Raw genomic sequence first — 16,106 nt, 5'->3', positions numbered from 1 at the left:
CTTTGTGCCCTCTTGCCGCGCGCCACGGCGCTGCCATACTTACGACGCCGTAGGTTACGGAGGCGTAGCCACGACTTCGCGCTTCGACGCGTTTCCTCTCCCCTTCACTCACCAGGGACACCCATGACCATGAGCCCCGAGATGACGACGGCGTCCACCGCGCCGGACGACTCCGCGGCCCTGCCCTCCGCCACGCTGGGCGGGGACAGCAAGCGTTCGATCGAGCAGATCACCCTGCTGCTGTTCATCACGGTGCCGTTCCTGGCGCTGCTCGCGGCGGTTCCGCTGGCCTGGGGCTGGGGGGTGAGCTGGCTGGATCTGGGGCTGATGGTGGCGATGTACTACATCGGCTGCCACGGGATCACGATCGGTTTCCACCGGTACTTCACGCACGGTTCCTTCAAGGCGAAGCGGCCGCTGCGGATCGCGCTCGCGATCATGGGTTCGCTCGCGGTGGAGGGCCCGCTGGTCCGCTGGGTGGCGGACCACCGGAAGCACCACAAGTTCTCGGACGCGGAGGGTGACCCGCACTCGCCGTGGCGGTTCGGCGAGACGGTTCCGGCGCTGATGAAGGGCCTGTGGTGGGCGCACATCGGCTGGATGTTCGACGAGGAGCAGACGCCGCAGCACAAGTACGCCCCCGATCTGATCAAGGATCCGGCGATCCGGGCGGTCTCGCGCCAGTTCGTGCTGTGGACGGTCGTGTCGCTGGCGATCCCGCCGCTGGTGGGCGGTCTGGTGACGATGTCGTGGTGGGGCGCGTTCACGGCGTTCTTCTGGGGTTCGCTGGTGCGGGTGGCGCTGCTGCACCACGTGACCTGGTCGATCAACTCGATCTGTCACGCGGTGGGCAAGCGTCCGTTCAAGTCGCGTGACCGCTCGGGCAACGTGTGGTGGCTGGCGGTGCTGTCCTGCGGCGAGTCCTGGCACAACCTGCACCACGCGGACCCGACCTCGGCCCGGCACGGGGTGCTGCGCGGCCAGGTCGACTCCAGCGCGCGCCTCATCCGCTGGTTCGAGCTGCTGGGCTGGGCGACGGATGTGCGCTGGCCGGCGAAGTCCCGCATCGAAGCCCGCCGCCAGAGCATGCCCGCCGACGCGGCATGATGGAAGACGTGGCGATCGAGGGCAGGACCGGCGGTACCGGCAGCAGCGGCGGAGAGCAGAAACCCCGGCGGGGCCGCCGGGTGCGGATGACGGGCGCGGAGCGCCGGGAGCAGCTGCTCGACATCGGTCGCACGCTCTTCGCCGAGAAGGGCTTCGAGGGCACGTCGGTGGAGGAGATCGCGGCGAAGGCCGGGGTCTCCAAGCCGGTGGTGTACGAGCACTTCGGGGGCAAGGAGGGGCTGTACGCGGTCGTCGTCGACCGGGAGATGCGGCAGCTCCTGGACGGGGTGACGGGGGCGCTGACCGCCGGGCATCCGCGGGAGCTGCTGGAGCAGGCGGCGTTCGCGCTGCTCGACTACATCGAGAACTACACGGACGGTTTCCGGATCCTCGTGCGGGATTCGCCGGTGGCGCAGTCGACGGGCACGTTCGCGTCGCTGATCAGTGACATCGCCACCCAGGTGGAGGACATCCTGGGTCTGGAGTTCAAGGCCCGCGGGTTCGACCCGAAGCTGGCGCCGCTGTACGCGCAGGCGCTGGTGGGGAGCGTGGCGCTGACGGGCCAGTGGTGGCTGGACGTCCGCAAGCCGAAGAAGGCGGAGGTCGCGGCGCATCTGGTGAACCTGGCGTGGCACGGCCTCGACGGTCTGGAGCAGAAGCCGCGGTTGATAGGGCACCGCAAGAACTGACCGGACGGTCGGATTCGCGAGGTAAACATCTGGCGCTCCGCTCCCCCGTGAGTAGACTCGTGTTCAACATCCGGGGGGGTGTTCCGACCTTCGAACGAGGCCGTCTTCGCCTGCGCTGTGCGCTGCGCTGACGCCGTTCGATGATGTGCGAGCCCCCCTGTTTGGTTCTGTCGAACCTCTGATCCCTGGGGGGGATCTTTTTGTTCTTCATGCGTTCCAAGCGCGCCCGTCGCCTCACGGGCTGCACCGCCCTCGCCCTCTCCGCGGGCATGCTCCTCGCGAGCCCGGCCTCCGCCGAGTCGCCCGCGCCGCGCCCGGCCGCGGAGAAGCCCTCGCAGGCGCCCGCCGCGCCGTCGAAGCGGGTCGTCCCGCAGGCCGACGGTGCGCGTTCCGCCGGGGCCGCCGGCGCCACGGCGGAGCGTCCGCCGTCGCGCTCGGACCTCGACGGCGACGGTCAGAGCGACATGGTCCTGCGCATCGGCGGCACGCTGCTGACGGCGACGACCGGCTCCGAGGGCGGCGAGTTCTACCGCGGCGACGGTGACGACTCCTTCATCGAGGACGTCATCCCGATCGGCGACCAGGACAAGAACGGCAGCGGTCCCGAGATCCTGACGCTCTCGAAGTTCGGCTGGCTGACCCTGTACGGCGACTCCACGCCGACCTACGGCACCTACCGCTGGTCCGGCCCGGGCTGGCAGATCTACAACAAGGTCTTCTCGCCCGGCGACATCAGCGGCGACGGCCGCGCCGACGTCCTGGCGCGTACGCCCGCGGGCGAGCTGTGGGTCTACGTGTCGACCGGCACGCCCAACGCCCCGTTCCACGCGCGCCAGAAGGTCGGCAACGGCTGGACCGCGTACGACCAGCTGATCGGCCTCGGCGACAGCGACGGCGACGGCCGGGGCGACTTCCTCGCCCGTACGCCCGCGGGCGGCCTCTACTACTACGGGAGCACCGGCAGCCCGTACTCGGTGAAGCCCGCCAAGCAGGTCGGCCAGGGCTGGCAGCAGTACAACCAGATCATCGGCATCGACGACGACAACGCGAACGGGATCCCCGACGTCCTCGCGCGCTCCGTCGACGGCACGCTGTTCGAGTACTTCGGCACCGGCAGCGGCCACTTCACCACCCGCAAGCAGGTCGGCACGGCCGGCGTGTGGAAGGACGTGGACCAGTTCTCCGGCGCGGGCAACATCCCGACGCACGGCAAGGAGGGCATGCTGGCCCGCACCAAGGCCGGCACGCTCTTCTGGTACGACGCCGTGAACAACGGCCGGCTCGCGGCCCGCGCCCAGATCAGCGACGACGGCGGCTGGGCCGGCTCGACGATCTTCGAGGTCAACTCGCTCGGCCGGGACGCGGTCTCCGACACGCTGGAGATCTACCAGGGCCACCTCTACGGCAACGACACGGACTTCGGCGGCGGCTGGAGCTCGATCAACCTGATCGCCGGCCCCGGCGACCTGAACGGCGACGGCACCGGCGACTTCGTCGCCCGTGACCGCGACGGCGTCCTGTGGCTGTACCGGAGCAACTACGACGGCACCGCCCTGCACGCCCGCGTGAAGATCGGCAGCGGCTGGAACGCGTACAACCAGATCCTCGGTTCGGGCGACTACACCAGCGACGGTCTGAACGACCTGGTGGCCCGTGCCAAGGACGGCACGCTCTACCTGTACCAGGGCACCGGCCAGGCCGGTTACCCGTTCAAGCCCCGCGTGAAGATCGGCGGCGGCTGGAACGCGTACCCGAAGCTGGTGGCGCCCGGTGACCTCACCGGCGACGGCCAGGGCGACCTCCTCGCGGTGAACGCGGGCGGCGAGCTGTTCCGCTACAGCGGCACCGGCCAGGCGGGCTACGCCTTCAAGCCGCGCGCCTCGATCGGCACCGGCTACCAGATCTACAACGGTCTGTACTAGTCGGACCGCGCACCCGACGGGACGCCCCGCACCGGTTCTCCGGTGCGGGGCGTCCCCCGTGCGCCGGGGCCTTGTCATGGACGGAAGGTATGCTCCCCCCACACCCGGGGGGTCCGCCCTTCGTACGCGCCCTCCGCCACGGCGAGGCGCCGCGGACCGTCCCCGACCCGAAGACTTTCTGATCCCTGGGGGGGATCTCTTGCGTTCTGTGCACTTCACCCGCGCGCGCCTCGGCGCGTGCACCGCGCTCGCCCTCGCCGCCGGCACGCTCCTCGCGAGCCCGGCCTCCGCCGGCGCGCCCGCGCCGCGTCCGGCCGCCGAGAAGCCGGTGGTCCGCTCCGCCCCGCACGCGGCGACGCGGCCGGCGAGCGGCGCGTTCCGTCAGGGTGCGGCGGCCGCCGCGGGGGTCGGCGCCTCCCCGCAGCTGTCGGACTTCGACGGCGACGGTGGCGGCGACCTGATCTACCGCGACCCGGACGGCAAGGTCTACACGACCACGACCTCGGGCCAGGGCGGCCGGTTCGTCTCCTTCCCGGAGCCTCCGAAGGACATCGTCCCGGTCGGCAACCAGGACGGGAACGCGAGCGGTCCGGAGATCCTGACGCTCTCGGCGCAGGGCGTGCTCAGCCTGTACGCGGACGCCACGCCGACCGCCGCGACGCTCGTGTGGCGGGGCAACGGCTGGGGCGTCTACAGCAAGGTCGTCGCGCCGGGCGACGTGAACGACGACGGCCGGGCGGACCTGGTGGCCCGCGACCGCGACGGCGTCCTGTGGCTGTACTACGCCACCGGTGACCGCACCGCGCCGTTCGCCTCGCGGGTGCGTCTCGGCGGCGGCTGGAACGTCTACGACCAGCTCTTCGGCATCGGCGACAACAACGGCGACGGCTGGGCGGACCTGCTCGCCCGCGACACCGCCGGGACCCTCTGGCTCTACGCCGGCACGGGGGACAAGTCCACGCCGTTCGCCGCCCGCAAGGCCGTCGGCAACGGCTGGGGCACCTACAACCAGGTCTTCCCCGTCGGCGACGACGACGGGGACGGCAACGGCGAGCTGATCGCCCGCGACCTGAGCGGCACGCTCTGGTACTACACGGGCAGGGGCGACGGCACGCTGGCGCCCCGTCAGCAGCTCGGCGGCGTCGGCGACTGGGCCTCGGTCCGGCAGTTCGGCGGGGCGGGCAACAACCCGGTCACCGGCGAGAAGGAGGGCGTCTTCGCCCGGGACACGGCCGGGACGCTGTTCTGGTACGGCAGCACGAACGGCGGCCGGCTCTCCGCCCGCGGCCAGGTCGGCGGCACGGCCGAGTGGCGGGGCGCGAACTTCGCGCACCTGTCGTCGATGGACGCGGACGCCTCGTCCGACCTCGCGGAGATCTACCAGGGCCGCCTGTACATCGACAGCGCCCTCATCGGCGGCGGCTGGGACATCTACAACACGGTCGTCGGCCCGGGTGATCTGTCCGGCGACGGCAAGGGCGACCTGCTGGCCCGCGACCGCTCCGGCGTCCTCTACCTGTACAAGGGCAACGGCGCGGGCACCGCGGTCTCCGCCCGCGTCAAGGTCGGCGGCGGCTGGGGCGCGTACGACCGGCTCGTCGGCGCCGGCGACCACACCGGCGACGGCCGCACCGACCTCGTCGCCCGCACCCCCGGCGGCGACCTGTACCTGTACGCCGGCACCGGCGTCGCCACGGCGCCCTTCAAGGCACGCCTGCGGATCGGCACCGGCTGGAACACGTACTCCAAGATCGTCGCCCCGGGCGACCTGAACGCCGACGGCAAGGCCGACCTCCTCGGCATCACCTCCGGCGGCGACCTCTACCGCTACCTCAACACCTCCGCGGGCAAGTTCACCGCCCGCGCCAGGATCGGCACGGGCTACGGGATCTACAACTCCGTCCAGTGACGGCCCGAGGGCTCCGCGGGTGCCCCGCACCGGACGTCCGGTGCGGGGCACAGGTGCGTTCAGGGCCTCTTGCGGGCGACGGCGAAGAGGCGGCGGAAGGGGAAGACCGTGCCGTACGGGCCGGGCGGGTAGGCCTCGGCGAGCAGCGCGCGGTACTGGGCGAGGAAGTGGTCGACCGCCTCCTCGTCGTCGCCCAGGGTGGTGAGGACGGGCCGCAGCGCGGTGCCCTTGACCCAGTCGAGCACGGGGTCCTCGCCCTGGAGCAGCTGGCAGTACGTGGTCTCCCAGACGTCCGCCTCGCAGCCGAGGCCGGTGAGGCGGGTGAGGTAGTCCTCGGTGTCGAGGACGTGGACGAAGCGGCGGCCCTGGTCGCCGAGGCGGGCCCGCCACTCCGGTGTCTCGCACAGCTCGCCGAGCAGGGCGTGGCTGGGCGAGGTGAAGTTGCCCGGTACCTGGAAGGCCAGGGTGCCGCCCGGATGGAGTCCGTCGATCCAGGCGGCGAAGGACTCCGGATGGTTGGGCACCCATTGGAGGGCCGCGTTGGAGACGATCAGGTCGTAGGGCTCGTCGGGGGTCCAGTGGGCGGCGTCGGCGGGCCGGAAGTCGAGCCAGCCGCCGCCCTGGGTGGTGCCCGCCCAGTCCTTCTCGGCCCGCTCCAGCATCTCGGGGGACAGGTCGAACCCGGTGATGTGCGCGTCGGTCCACCGGTCGGCGAGGAGGACCGTCACGTTGCCGGGTCCGCTGCCGAGGTCGGCGATGCGGGCGGGCCTGTCCTGGGCGGGCAGGCCCGGTATTCGGGCGAGCAGATCGAGGAACGGGCGGGTGCGGTGGCCGGAGTGACGGAGGTACTGCTGCGGATCCCAGGTCGGTGCGGCGGAGTGCACGGAATGCATGTTCGAAGCCCCCTTGCTGGCACGAGTTGCCGAAGCGGAACGGCGTTCCGGCGGGGTCCCTTCCCCATAGTCCAGGGAAATATATCTTGAAACCAAGATACTCGATGTCGAGAAGCTCGAATACAAGAGACTTTATGTCAACAGACCCTCTACACTGATCGACATGGAGGACGAGGTCGACCGACTGGTCGCAGCATGGCGCCGCGAGCGCCCCGACCTCGACGTGGAACCGCTCGAGGTGCTCAGCCGGGTCTCGCGGCTCGCCCGCCACCTCGACCGCGCCCGTCGGCTCGCCTTCTCGGAGCACCAGCTGGAGCCCTGGGAGTTCGACGTCCTCACCTCCCTGCGCCGCGCCGGAGCCCCGTACCAGCTCTCCCCCGGCCAGCTCCTCACGCAGACCCTGGTCACCTCGGGCACCATGACCAACCGCATCGACCGGCTCACCAAGAAGGGCCTCGTCGAGCGGCTCCCCGACCCCAGCGACCGCCGCGGGGTCCTGGTCCGGCTCACCCCCGAGGGCCGCGACCGCGCCGACGAGGCGCTCGCCGGACTCCTCGCCCAGGAGCGCGCGATCCTGGCCCAGCTCTCCCGCGCCCAGCGCGGCGAACTGGCCGCGCTGCTACGCCGGCTGACCGCCCCGTTCGACAACATCCCCGGGTAGCACCGGCTCCGCGGGACCCACGCCCGCCCGGCGGGCCAGCGCCACCGCCGCGAGCGTCGAGTGCACGCCCAGCTTCCCGAGCACGTTCTGCATGTGCGTACGGACGGTGTGCGGGGAGAGGAAGAGGCGCTCGGCGACCGCCTTGCGGCCCAGGCCCGCGACCATGCAGCGCAGCACCTCCCGCTCGCGCGGGGTCAGCGACTCCACGAGCCGCTCGCTGTCCGTCCGGTGCTTGCGGACCTCCGTCAGCTCCCGCAGGACACCCGTGAGCAGCGCGGGCGGCAGGTGCGTCTCGTCCCGCAGCACCCCCCGCACCACCGCGAGCAGCCGCTGCAGCGAGCAGTCCTTCGCGACCCAGCCGGAGGCCCCGGCCTGGAGCGCGAGCGCGGCCCGGCGCGGGTCGTCCTTCTCCGCGAGGACGACCGTACGGAGCGCGGGCTGCATCCGTCGTACGCCCGTGACCAGCGAGATCCCGTCCACGGCGGCCTCGGCGTCGTCGGGCACCGCGCGGGCCGCGGCCGATCCGGCGGGCACCGCGCCCAGCTCGGCGTCGACGAGCAGCACGTCGAACCTGCGGCCCTCCGCCGCGCCGCGCTCCAGACAGCGCAGGGCCGCCGGGCCGCTGCCGGCGGCGGCGACGTCGACATCGGGCTCCGCCGCGAGGGCGGCGGCCAGTGATTCGGCGAAGATGCGGTGGTCGTCCACCACCAGGACGCGGATGCGTGCCACGGACACTCCCAAGTGTCGAGGAACGGACCGACGCGGGTACGGCGCCGGAGGCGGGTCCGTCGAAGGCACGGCCGCCGCCGTGCGTTGACTGTTACCCCGCTTCTGGCGCCGTACCCGACGGGTCACGCCCCCTGAACAGCACCGGCCCCCACCGGCGCTGCCCCTCAGAGTAGGGGCGGGGCGCCGCGGCGGGGGCCGATTCGCGGAACTGTCCGAAGTCGTGTGAACGCGAGCGGTGGCTTCAGAGGCGGCGCGCACCCGCCGCCGGCACGGCGGGGAAGATCCCCGGGGCCGCGTACCCGGCCTCGGCGAAGGCCTTCCCGACGGCGGCGGACACCGCCTCCGCCCGCTCGGTGTCGACGAGGACGACGGCCGATCCGCCGAAGCCGCCGCCGGTCATCCGGGCGCCGAGCGCCCCGGCGGCGCCGGCCGCCTCGACGACGAGGTCCAGCTCGGGGCAGGAGACCCGCAGGTCGTCCCGGAGGGAGGCGTGGCCCTCGGTGAGGACCGGGCCGACGGCGCGGGTGTCGCCGGCGTCGAGCAGCGCGATGGTCCGCTCCACCCGGGCGTTGTCGGAGACGACGTGCCGCACGTACCGCAGAATCGTCTCGTCGCTCAGACGTCCGAGCGCTTCCGGGAGATGTTCGGCGCTCACCTCGCGCAGGGTGCGCACACCGAGCGCCCGCGCACCCGCTTCACACCCGGCGCGCCGCTCCGCGTACGCGCCGTCTCCGAGCGCGTGCTTCACGCGGGTGTCGACGACGAGCAGCCGGAGCCCCTCGCGCGCCAGGTCGAAGGGGACCTGACGGTACGAGAGGTCACGGGTGTCCAGGTGGAGGGCGTGCCCCTCCTCGGCGCAGGCGGAGGCCATCTGGTCCATGACCCCGCAGGGCACGCCGACGAAGGCGTTCTCGGCACGCTGGGCGAGCCGGGCGAGCTCGGCGCGGGAGAGCCCGAGCCCGAACAGGTCGTTCAGGGCGAGCGCGGTGACGACCTCAAGGGCCGCCGAGGAGGACAGCCCGGCGCCCGTCGGCACGGTCGAGGCGAGGTGGACGTCGGCCCCGGTGACCGGGTGTCCGGCCTCCCGCAGCGCCCAGACGACACCGGCCGGGTAGGCCGCCCAGCCGCCGCCGGAGAGCGGCTCCAGGGCGTCGGTGTCCAGCTGGACGATCCCGCCGTCGGCGTCGGCGGAGTGCAGGCGCAGGACGCCGTCCTCGCGCCGGGAGACGGCGGCGACGGTGGTGTGCGGCAGCGCGAGCGGCAGCACGAAGCCGTCGTTGAAGTCGGTGTACTCCCCGATGAGGTTGACCCGGCCGGGGGCGGCCCAGACCCCGTCGGGCGCGGCGCCGTACAGCGCCTCGAAGTCGTCGGCGACGGTCACGCGCCCGCCTCCTCGTGCCGGAGGCGCGCGAACGCCCAGGCGTCGGCGACGACATCGGCCAGGTCCGGGCGGGACGGCGTCCAGCCGAGCCGCTCGCGGGCGGCCTCGGCGGAGGCGACCAGGACGGCGGGGTCGCCGGGGCGGCGCGCCGCGGTGGTCTCCGGGACGGGGTGGCCGGTGACCTTGCGGACGGTCTCGACGACCTCGCGGACGGAGAAGCCGTTGCCGTTGCCGAGGTTGCAGATCAGGTGCTCGCCCGGCGTCATGGCGTCGAGCGCGAGGAGGTGGGCCTCGGCGAGGTCGGCGACGTGGATGTAGTCGCGGACGCAGGTGCCGTCCGGGGTCGGGTAGTCCTCGCCGTACACGGAGATCGCCTCGCGCCGGCCCAGGGCGACCTGGAGGACGAGCGGGATCAGGTGGGACTCGGGCTCGTGGCGCTCGCCGAGCGAGCCGTACGCCCCGGCCACGTTGAAGTAGCGCAGCGAGACGGCGGCCAGGCCGTGGGCGGCGCACTCCCCGCCGATCATGTGGTCGACGGCCAGCTTGCTCGCCCCGTAGGGGCTGGTGGGGGCGGTCGGCGCGGTCTCGGTGATCGGCACGGTCTCCGGCTCGCCGTAGGTGGCGGCGGTGGACGAGAAGACCAGCTTGCGGACCCCGGCGGCGCGCATCGCGGCGAGCAGCGCCATGGTGCCGCCGACGTTGTTCTCCCAGTACTTCTCCGGCTTCGCGACCGACTCGCCGACCTGGGAGAAGGCGGCGAAGTGCAGGACGCCGTCGTAGCCGGAGTCCAGCCACCGCGCCGCGTCCTGGATGCGGCCCTCGATGAACTCGGCGCCCTCGGGGACGGCTTCGGCGAAGCCGGTGGAGAGGTCGTCGAGGACGGTGACCCGGTGGCCCCGCTCCAGGAGGTGGGCGGCGACGACGCTGCCCACGTAGCCCGCCCCGCCCGTCACCAGATATCTCGACGTCATGCGCCTGCCACCTCTCGGAGTCGTCGGGCCGCGTCCTCCGGCCGTACGTCGTTCATGAACGCGCCCATGCCGGACTCGGTGCCCGCGAGGAACTTCAGCTTGCCAGAGGCCCGTCGGACGGTGAAAAGCTCCAGGTGCAGTCCGAGGTCCTCGCGCCGTTCGTCCGTGAACGGCGCCTGGTGCCAGGCGGCGATGTAGGGCGTCGGCGGCTCGTCCGGGCCGAAGATCCGGTCGAAGCGCCTCAAGAGTTCCAGGTAGACCTGTGCGCACTCTGTGCGGGCCGCGCCGTCGAGGGCGAGCAGGTCGGGCACCCGGCGCTTGGGGTGGAGGTGCACCTCGTACGGCCAGTGGGCGGCGTACGGCACGAAGGCGATCCAGTGCTCGGTCTCCAGGACCACGCGTTCGGCGTCGGCCCGCTCGCGGGCGACGAGGTCGTCGAAGAGGTTCCGTCCGGTCGCCGCGCGGTGCTCGTCCGTGCGGCGGCGCATGGCGGCCGTCCGGGGCGTGACGTACGGGAAGGCGTAGATCTGGCCGTGCGCGTGGGGCAGGGTGACGCCGATCTCCGCGCCGCGGTTCTCGAAGCAGTAGACCTGCTCGACGCCGGGCAGGGCGGAGAGTGCGGCGGTGCGGTCGGTCCAGGCGTCGAGGACGAGCGCGGCGCGCTCCTCGGTGAGGTCGGCGAAGGAGTCCGTGTGGTCGTCGGTGAAGCAGACGACCTCGCAGCGGCCGACGCCGCCGGAGAGGGACGGGAAGCGGTTCTCGAAGACCACCACCTCGTAGCTCTCCTCGGGGATCTCGCTCTCCCGGCCGGCCCTGGCGGGGCAGAGCGGGCAGGCGTCGGCCGGCGGGAGGTGGGTGCGGGTCTGCCGGTGCGAGGCGATGGCGACGGGGTCGCCGGTGAGCTCGTCGTACCGGATCTCGGAGCGGGAGACGACGGGGGCGAGGGGACGCGGGTCGACGGCGGTGCGGACGGTGTCGTCGCGCGTGTCGTAGTAGATCAGCTCGCGCCCGTCGGCGAGCGTGGTGACGGTCTTCTTCACGGGGGTGCCCTCCGGGCGGATCAAACAGAACCACCCACAAAGAATCACATTCCAACATCGCCGTCAATGACGAAGCGGCCCCGAACCCCGGGACCCGCACACATCACCCCAGAAGGGGCCCCAGAAGGAGCCTCAGAAGGAGCCGCGCTGCCCCGGCACCGCCCGGTCGAGCAGCCCCGTACGGGCCGCGAGCGCCGCCGCCTCCAGCCGCGACCCCACCCCGAGCTTCATCAGGACCCGCTGCACATGCGTCCGCGCCGTGCTCGGCGCGATCCCCATCCCCGCCGCGATCAGCCGGGTGTCCTCGCCCTCCGCGACCCGCACCAGGACCTCCACCTCCCGGTGGGTCAGCAGCCGCAGCAGCCGCTGCGCCTCGTCGTCCGGCTGCGCCGAGGGATGGAGCAGCTCCGCGAAGGCCCCCTGAAGCAGCTGCGGCGCCACCGCCGACTCCCCCGCCCGCGCCTTCACCAGGGCGCGCTCGACGCCCTCGATGCGCTCGTCGTGGCGCACGTACCCCGAGGCCCCGGCCGCGAACGCCGCCGCGATCCCGCGCGGCGACGGCACCGGACCCAGCACCACCACGGCCACCTGCGGCCGCTCCCGCTTGATCCGTACGACCGGGTCGAAGGTCCCCGGCGCGTCGGGCGCCGCCGTGCCCAGCAGGCAGACCTCCGGCGCCCGGCCCACCACCAGCTCCGCGGCCCCCGCCACCGGCGCCGCCGCGAGCACCCGGTGCCCGCGCAGCTTCAGCGCCGAGGCGAGCGCCTCCGCGAGCAGGCGGTGGTCGTCCACCACCACGAGGCGTACGCCCATCCCGGTCATCCCCTCCTCCTGGCCGGCCGGACGCCCCGACGGCCTGACCCGGCAAGCTACACGCTCCCCCGCCCCGGCCGCCGACATGCGCGTGGGCCCCTCCGGATCACCGGAGGGGCCCACGGACGCGCGGCGGGTCGTCAGTGCCCGACGGAGAAGGAGACGATCAGGTACTCCTTGATGTCGTTGGGCGAGGCGTTCTCCCGGGGCTTGCTGATCAGCGTCTCCGAGATGAAGAACCGGCCGTCCTGGTAGAGGAGTTCGGCGCCGTTGAGGCTGAAGCTGCTCTCCGCGTTGTGGACCGTCTTGTCGACCGGGTTCTCCAGGAGCAGCGTCTCCTTCATGGTGCCGCCGTCGATCGAGACGATCCGGCCGCCCTGGTCGTAGGGCGGGGCCTTGTAGGCGATGAGATTGCCACCGTCCATCCGCAGCGGGACGTAGGTGTACTTGTCGCCCGCGTCGGCCTTCTCCGGCACGGTGCGCCCGGTGGCCAGGTCGAAGGCGATGATCTCGTTCGTCTCGTCGCCGTACTCGCCGGTGCTGCCCTCGTGCTCCTCGGTCGGCACGTACAGCCGGCCGTTGCCCACGAGCGCCTGGGTGCAGGACTCGACCTCGGTCGCACGGCAGCGGGCCGCGTACTGGTCCGCGTCCGCCGTGATCTTCGCCTTCAGCTTCCCGGTCTTCTCGTCGATGGAGAAGAAGTCCGAGATGCCGCTGCCGTCACCGGCGGTCTCGCCGACGTCGGCCGCGACGACCAGCGGCTTGGTGGAGATGACCGAGGCGTACTTCGCGCCGGCCGGCATCTGGAACTGCGAGAGCGGGGCGCCCGTGGTCGGGTTGAGGTTCTGGATCAGCACCTTCGGGCTGTCGTACGCCCCGCACTTGCGGACCGCGACGAGGCCCTCCCCGCCGCCGTACCCCATGTCGTAGCAGTTCTGGTCGTTGGCCTGCGGCTTCCAGCGCGGGTTGCCGTTGGCGAGGTCGAAGGCGGCGCCGCCATCGGTCCCGCCGGCCGCGACGGTCGTGCCGCTGAGCGTGACCTCGCTGAACCGGGCCTTCTGGTCGCCGGCGGTGCCGCCGGTGACCGAGGTCGACCACAGCAGCTTGCCGGTGTTCAGGTCGACCAGGCCGACCTCGGTGCACGGCTGGTAGTAACGCGGCGCGACCCGCTTGGTGGCCTCGAAGAGGATCGGCGCCTTGTTGTCCTTCGTGATGTGGCGCGAGGCGCCGCAGACCTGGCCGGTCAGCGGCAGCGTCCACAGCACGCCGCCCTTGTCCACGTCGTAGCCGACGATGGAGTTCACGCCGGGCTTCACGAACGCCTTGTCCGTGATCCAGGAACCGGAGACGTCGGTGACGTCCGAGACCTTCGGCTGCCCGACCTGGAAGACCATCTTCGCCTTCGTGTCGGCCGACGGCTTCTCCTTGCCGCCGCCACCGATGCCCTTGCCGCCGGTGCCGCCGGTGTCGCCGCCCGTGGCGGAACCCTGCGAGGTGCCGCCCGAGCCCTTCGCCTCGTCGTCACCGCCGCCGGAGTTCGCGTACCAGATGCCGGCGCCGACGATCAGGACGACGGCGACGACCGCCGCGATGACGATCTGGAGCTGCGCCGACAGCTTCTTGCCGCCCGGGGCCGGAGCCGCGACGGGCTGCTGGTGGCCGTAGGCCTGCTGCGGCTGGGTCGGGTAGCCGTACGGGGGCTGGACCGGCTGCTGAGGCTGCTGGTAGCCGCCGTACTGCGGCGGCTGCTGGGGCTGCTGCGGCGCCGTGGGGTAGCCGTACGGCGGCTGCTGCGGGTAGCCGTAGCCCTGGTCGGGCTGGGCCGGCTGCTGCGGGTAGCCGTAGCCGGGGTCCGGCTGGGCCGGCGGCTGCTGCGGGTAGCCGTACCCCGGGTCCGGCTGCTGCGGCGGCGGCGTCGGGGCGCCGAAGCCGCCCTGCGGGTCCGGGGGTTGGTTCGGCGGCGGAGGGGGTGGCTGCGTCATCGGTCCGTGTACCTCACTTGCTGAAGGCCATCATCGTCTTGACCTGCATCTCGTCCTTGTCGTTGGACGCCGACACACGTCCGGCCGCCACCACGAAGGTGCCGCTGCCGTAGGCGTAACCCGCGCTGTAGAAGCTGCTCTCGACCTGGGCGGTCCCCGCCGGGTGCTGGAGCAGGATCTTCGGCGCACCGCCGGTCGGGGCGAGGGTGGCGACGGCGCCGCCCTTGTCGTACGACGGGTCCACGTACAGCAGGACCTGCCCGCCCTCCATCCGCAGCGGCGTCATCGACTGCTCGCCGGGCGCCTTGGAGCGCCACTTGGCCTTGCCCGTCTTCAGGTCGAAGGCGACGACCTCGTTGGGCTTGCCGTAGCTGGTCTCGGTGGACATGTAGAAGGTGTTCGCGTCGGCCGCGACACCCGTGCAGCCCTGGAGGTTCTTGCCGAAGATGACGAAGCTGCCGCCGCACGAGGGCGCGAACTTGTCGTTGCCGCCCTGGATCTGCGAGCGGAGCTTGCCGTTCGCGTCGAGCGCGAAGATGGTCCACTTCTTCTGCTCGCGCTGGGTGGCCGAGACGACCAGCGGATCGACCGAGTAGACCTTGTCGACCTCCCAGTTCGCCTCCAGCTGGAAGGTGAACTTCGGCTTGCCGGTGTTGGGGTCGACCTGGCCGACCGCCTGGATCTTCTTGCTCGTGCTGCCCGACGGGCAGTCCATGGCGGCGATCAGCTTGCTGCCGCCCGCGAAGGCGAAGGGCTTGCAGCCGGTGGTGGCGCCCTTGAAGAGCTGCCGCCCGTCGGCCAGCGAGAAGCCGTACGCGCTGCTGGAGCCGGCCGCGGTGACCGTGTTGCCGCTGATGGCCAGGGTGTTGTCGGAGAACGCGAAGAGGCCCGTGGCCTTGGGGATCGCCTTCTTCCAGCCGGCCTTGCCGGTCTTGAGGTCGATCTTCTGGAGCTGGGTGCACTTGGCGCCGTCCTTGGCGCTCTCGGCGTAGCCGAAGACCATGGTCCCGTCGGCGGCGGGCTCCGGCGGGACCGCGCACAGCTCGAACGGCAGGTCGACGTGCCACTTGGGCTTGCCGTCACTGAGGCCGTAGCCGTCGACGCCCTTGTACATCGCCTTGACGACGGTGTCGCCGACGATCCACGGGCCGAAGACGTCGGAGCCGTTGCGGGGCAGGTCGATGTTGTTCTTGAGCAGCCAGTTGATCTTCGCCTCGCCGGCCTGGCGGCCCGCGTTGAGGTCCTCCTCGCCGTTCTCCCCGTCGCCCGAGCCGTCGCCCTGGTCCACCGACTCGGTGGGCTTGGGGGCGCCGGAGGAGGTGGCCGTGGCGGTCGGCTTGGCGACCGGGTCCTTCTCGTCGTCCCCGCCGACGACGGCCCAGGTCGTGACGGCGGCGACCAGGACGGCCGCGGCGGCCACGGCGGCCACGACACCGGTGCGGCCCTTGAACGGACCGCCGCCGGAGGCCGGGGGCGGGGTGGGGGCGCCCTGGTACATGGGCTGGGTGGGGTAGCCGCCGTAGGGGTTCTGCTGTCCCCCTGGGCCCTGCGGCCCGGGAGGTGCCCCCGGACCGTACGGACCCGGCTGGCCCGGCTGGCCCTGCTGCGGGTAGCCGTAGGGCTGCGCCGGCTGCCCGTACGGACCGGGCTGGCCGGGCTGGCCGTACGGACCGGGCTGCGGGGCCTGCCCCGGCTGCTGACCGTACGGAGGCTGCCCCGGCTGCTGCGGATACCCGTAACCGGGCTGCGGCGCCTGCCCGTACGGACCCGGCGCGGCCGGCGGCGGGGACTGCGGCGCGGGCGGGGTCGGCGGTGCCTGCGGCGGGACGGGCGGCACGGGCGGCATGCCCGGACCCTGAGCGGGGACCTGGTTCGGGTCCTGAGGGGATCCGAAGCCCCCCGGCGGCTGGTTGCTGGGCGGCTGGGTCATCAGCGGTTTCCCCCTTGACGTGAACGGGTTTTCTTTCTACCACTCACGCGATGGCGCAAAAGCGACCGGTCCGCCCCTT

At 72.3% G+C, this 16,106-nt stretch carries 13 protein-coding genes; 5 read left to right on the top strand and 8 right to left on the bottom strand.

Annotated elements, in window-relative coordinates; all coding sequences use genetic code 11:
• Window positions 1–129: 129 nt before the first annotated feature.
• The 4 genes from IE237_RS31600 (at window position 130) to IE237_RS31585 (ending at window position 5,627) form a co-directional block, all read left to right on the top strand.
• Window positions 130–1,107 (top strand): acyl-CoA desaturase, encoded by a 978-nt coding sequence (locus tag IE237_RS31600; RefSeq protein ID WP_370468323.1) that lies wholly within the window; start codon window positions 130–132, stop codon window positions 1,105–1,107.
• Window positions 1,104–1,796: a TetR/AcrR family transcriptional regulator gene (locus IE237_RS31595; RefSeq protein ID WP_189805565.1), complete on the top strand. Its 693-nt coding sequence runs from the start codon at window positions 1,104–1,106 to the stop codon at window positions 1,794–1,796. The genes IE237_RS31600 and IE237_RS31595 overlap by 4 nt, the downstream gene beginning before the upstream one ends.
• 209 nt (window positions 1,797–2,005) lie before the next feature.
• Window positions 2,006–3,718, top strand: coding sequence for an FG-GAP repeat domain-containing protein (locus IE237_RS31590; protein ID WP_189805564.1), 1,713 nt, complete (start codon window positions 2,006–2,008; stop codon window positions 3,716–3,718).
• 208 nt (window positions 3,719–3,926) lie between these two features.
• Entirely contained in the window at window positions 3,927–5,627 is a 1,701-nt protein-coding gene (locus tag IE237_RS31585; RefSeq protein WP_229843019.1) for an FG-GAP repeat domain-containing protein, read from the top strand.
• Window positions 5,628–5,686: 59 nt separating this feature from the next.
• Here IE237_RS31585 and IE237_RS31580 read toward each other — a convergent pair whose 3' ends face one another.
• On the bottom strand, window positions 5,687–6,520 hold the full coding sequence (locus IE237_RS31580; RefSeq protein ID WP_189805562.1) for a trans-aconitate 2-methyltransferase: 834 nt from the start codon (window positions 6,518–6,520) through the stop codon (window positions 5,687–5,689).
• A 163-nt stretch (window positions 6,521–6,683) separates the two neighbouring features.
• Here IE237_RS31580 and IE237_RS31575 point away from each other — a divergent pair, with 163 nt between their 5' ends.
• Window positions 6,684–7,181 (top strand): MarR family winged helix-turn-helix transcriptional regulator, encoded by a 498-nt coding sequence (locus IE237_RS31575; protein WP_017241145.1) that lies wholly within the window; start codon window positions 6,684–6,686, stop codon window positions 7,179–7,181.
• On the opposite strand, the gene IE237_RS31570 is transcribed toward IE237_RS31575, so the two are convergent.
• The 7 genes from IE237_RS31570 to IE237_RS31540 form a co-directional block, all read right to left on the bottom strand.
• On the bottom strand, window positions 7,140–7,922 hold the full coding sequence (locus tag IE237_RS31570) for a response regulator transcription factor (protein ID WP_189805561.1): 783 nt from the start codon (window positions 7,920–7,922) through the stop codon (window positions 7,140–7,142). The genes IE237_RS31575 and IE237_RS31570 overlap by 42 nt on opposite strands.
• Before the next feature lie 229 nt (window positions 7,923–8,151).
• Entirely contained in the window at window positions 8,152–9,291 is a 1,140-nt protein-coding gene (galK, locus tag IE237_RS31565; protein WP_189805560.1) for a galactokinase, read from the bottom strand.
• Entirely contained in the window at window positions 9,288–10,262 is a 975-nt protein-coding gene (galE, locus tag IE237_RS31560) for a UDP-glucose 4-epimerase GalE (RefSeq protein WP_189805559.1), read from the bottom strand. The genes galK and galE overlap by 4 nt, the downstream gene beginning before the upstream one ends.
• Window positions 10,259–11,302, bottom strand: coding sequence for a galactose-1-phosphate uridylyltransferase (gene galT / locus IE237_RS31555; RefSeq protein WP_189805558.1), 1,044 nt, complete (start codon window positions 11,300–11,302; stop codon window positions 10,259–10,261). The genes galE and galT overlap by 4 nt, the downstream gene beginning before the upstream one ends.
• Before the next feature lie 132 nt (window positions 11,303–11,434).
• On the bottom strand, window positions 11,435–12,115 hold the full coding sequence (locus tag IE237_RS31550; protein ID WP_189805671.1) for a helix-turn-helix transcriptional regulator: 681 nt from the start codon (window positions 12,113–12,115) through the stop codon (window positions 11,435–11,437).
• 140 nt (window positions 12,116–12,255) lie between these two features.
• The gene (locus IE237_RS31545; protein ID WP_189805557.1) at window positions 12,256–14,097 is read right to left on the bottom strand and encodes an outer membrane protein assembly factor BamB family protein; all 1,842 of its coding nucleotides are present in this window, start codon (window positions 14,095–14,097) and stop codon (window positions 12,256–12,258) included.
• Window positions 14,098–14,110: 13 nt separating this feature from the next.
• Window positions 14,111–16,027: an outer membrane protein assembly factor BamB family protein gene (locus IE237_RS31540; RefSeq protein ID WP_189805556.1), complete on the bottom strand. Its 1,917-nt coding sequence runs from the start codon at window positions 16,025–16,027 to the stop codon at window positions 14,111–14,113.
• Between the last annotated feature and the right edge of the window lie 79 nt (window positions 16,028–16,106).

The organism is Streptomyces tanashiensis (genome assembly GCF_014648895.1).
Classification (GTDB): Bacteria; Actinomycetota; Actinomycetes; order Streptomycetales; family Streptomycetaceae; genus Streptomyces; species Streptomyces tanashiensis.
This window is presented reverse-complemented; position numbering and strand designations above follow the sequence as displayed.

Coding starts and splice junctions, on each gene's coding strand:
- IE237_RS31595 (WP_189805565.1), top strand. CDS start 1,104: ATGATGGAAGACGTGGCGATCGAGGGCAGGACCGGCGGTACCGGCAGC.
- IE237_RS31545 (WP_189805557.1), bottom strand. CDS start 14,097: ATGACGCAGCCACCCCCTCCGCCGCCGAACCAACCCCCGGACCCGCAG.
- IE237_RS31600 (WP_370468323.1), top strand. CDS start 130: ATGAGCCCCGAGATGACGACGGCGTCCACCGCGCCGGACGACTCCGCG.
- galE (WP_189805559.1), bottom strand. CDS start 10,262: ATGACGTCGAGATATCTGGTGACGGGCGGGGCGGGCTACGTGGGCAGC.
- IE237_RS31540 (WP_189805556.1), bottom strand. CDS start 16,027: ATGACCCAGCCGCCCAGCAACCAGCCGCCGGGGGGCTTCGGATCCCCT.
- IE237_RS31575 (WP_017241145.1), top strand. CDS start 6,684: ATGGAGGACGAGGTCGACCGACTGGTCGCAGCATGGCGCCGCGAGCGC.
- IE237_RS31590 (WP_189805564.1), top strand. CDS start 2,006: ATGCGTTCCAAGCGCGCCCGTCGCCTCACGGGCTGCACCGCCCTCGCC.
- IE237_RS31550 (WP_189805671.1), bottom strand. CDS start 12,115: ATGGGCGTACGCCTCGTGGTGGTGGACGACCACCGCCTGCTCGCGGAG.
- IE237_RS31580 (WP_189805562.1), bottom strand. CDS start 6,520: ATGCATTCCGTGCACTCCGCCGCACCGACCTGGGATCCGCAGCAGTAC.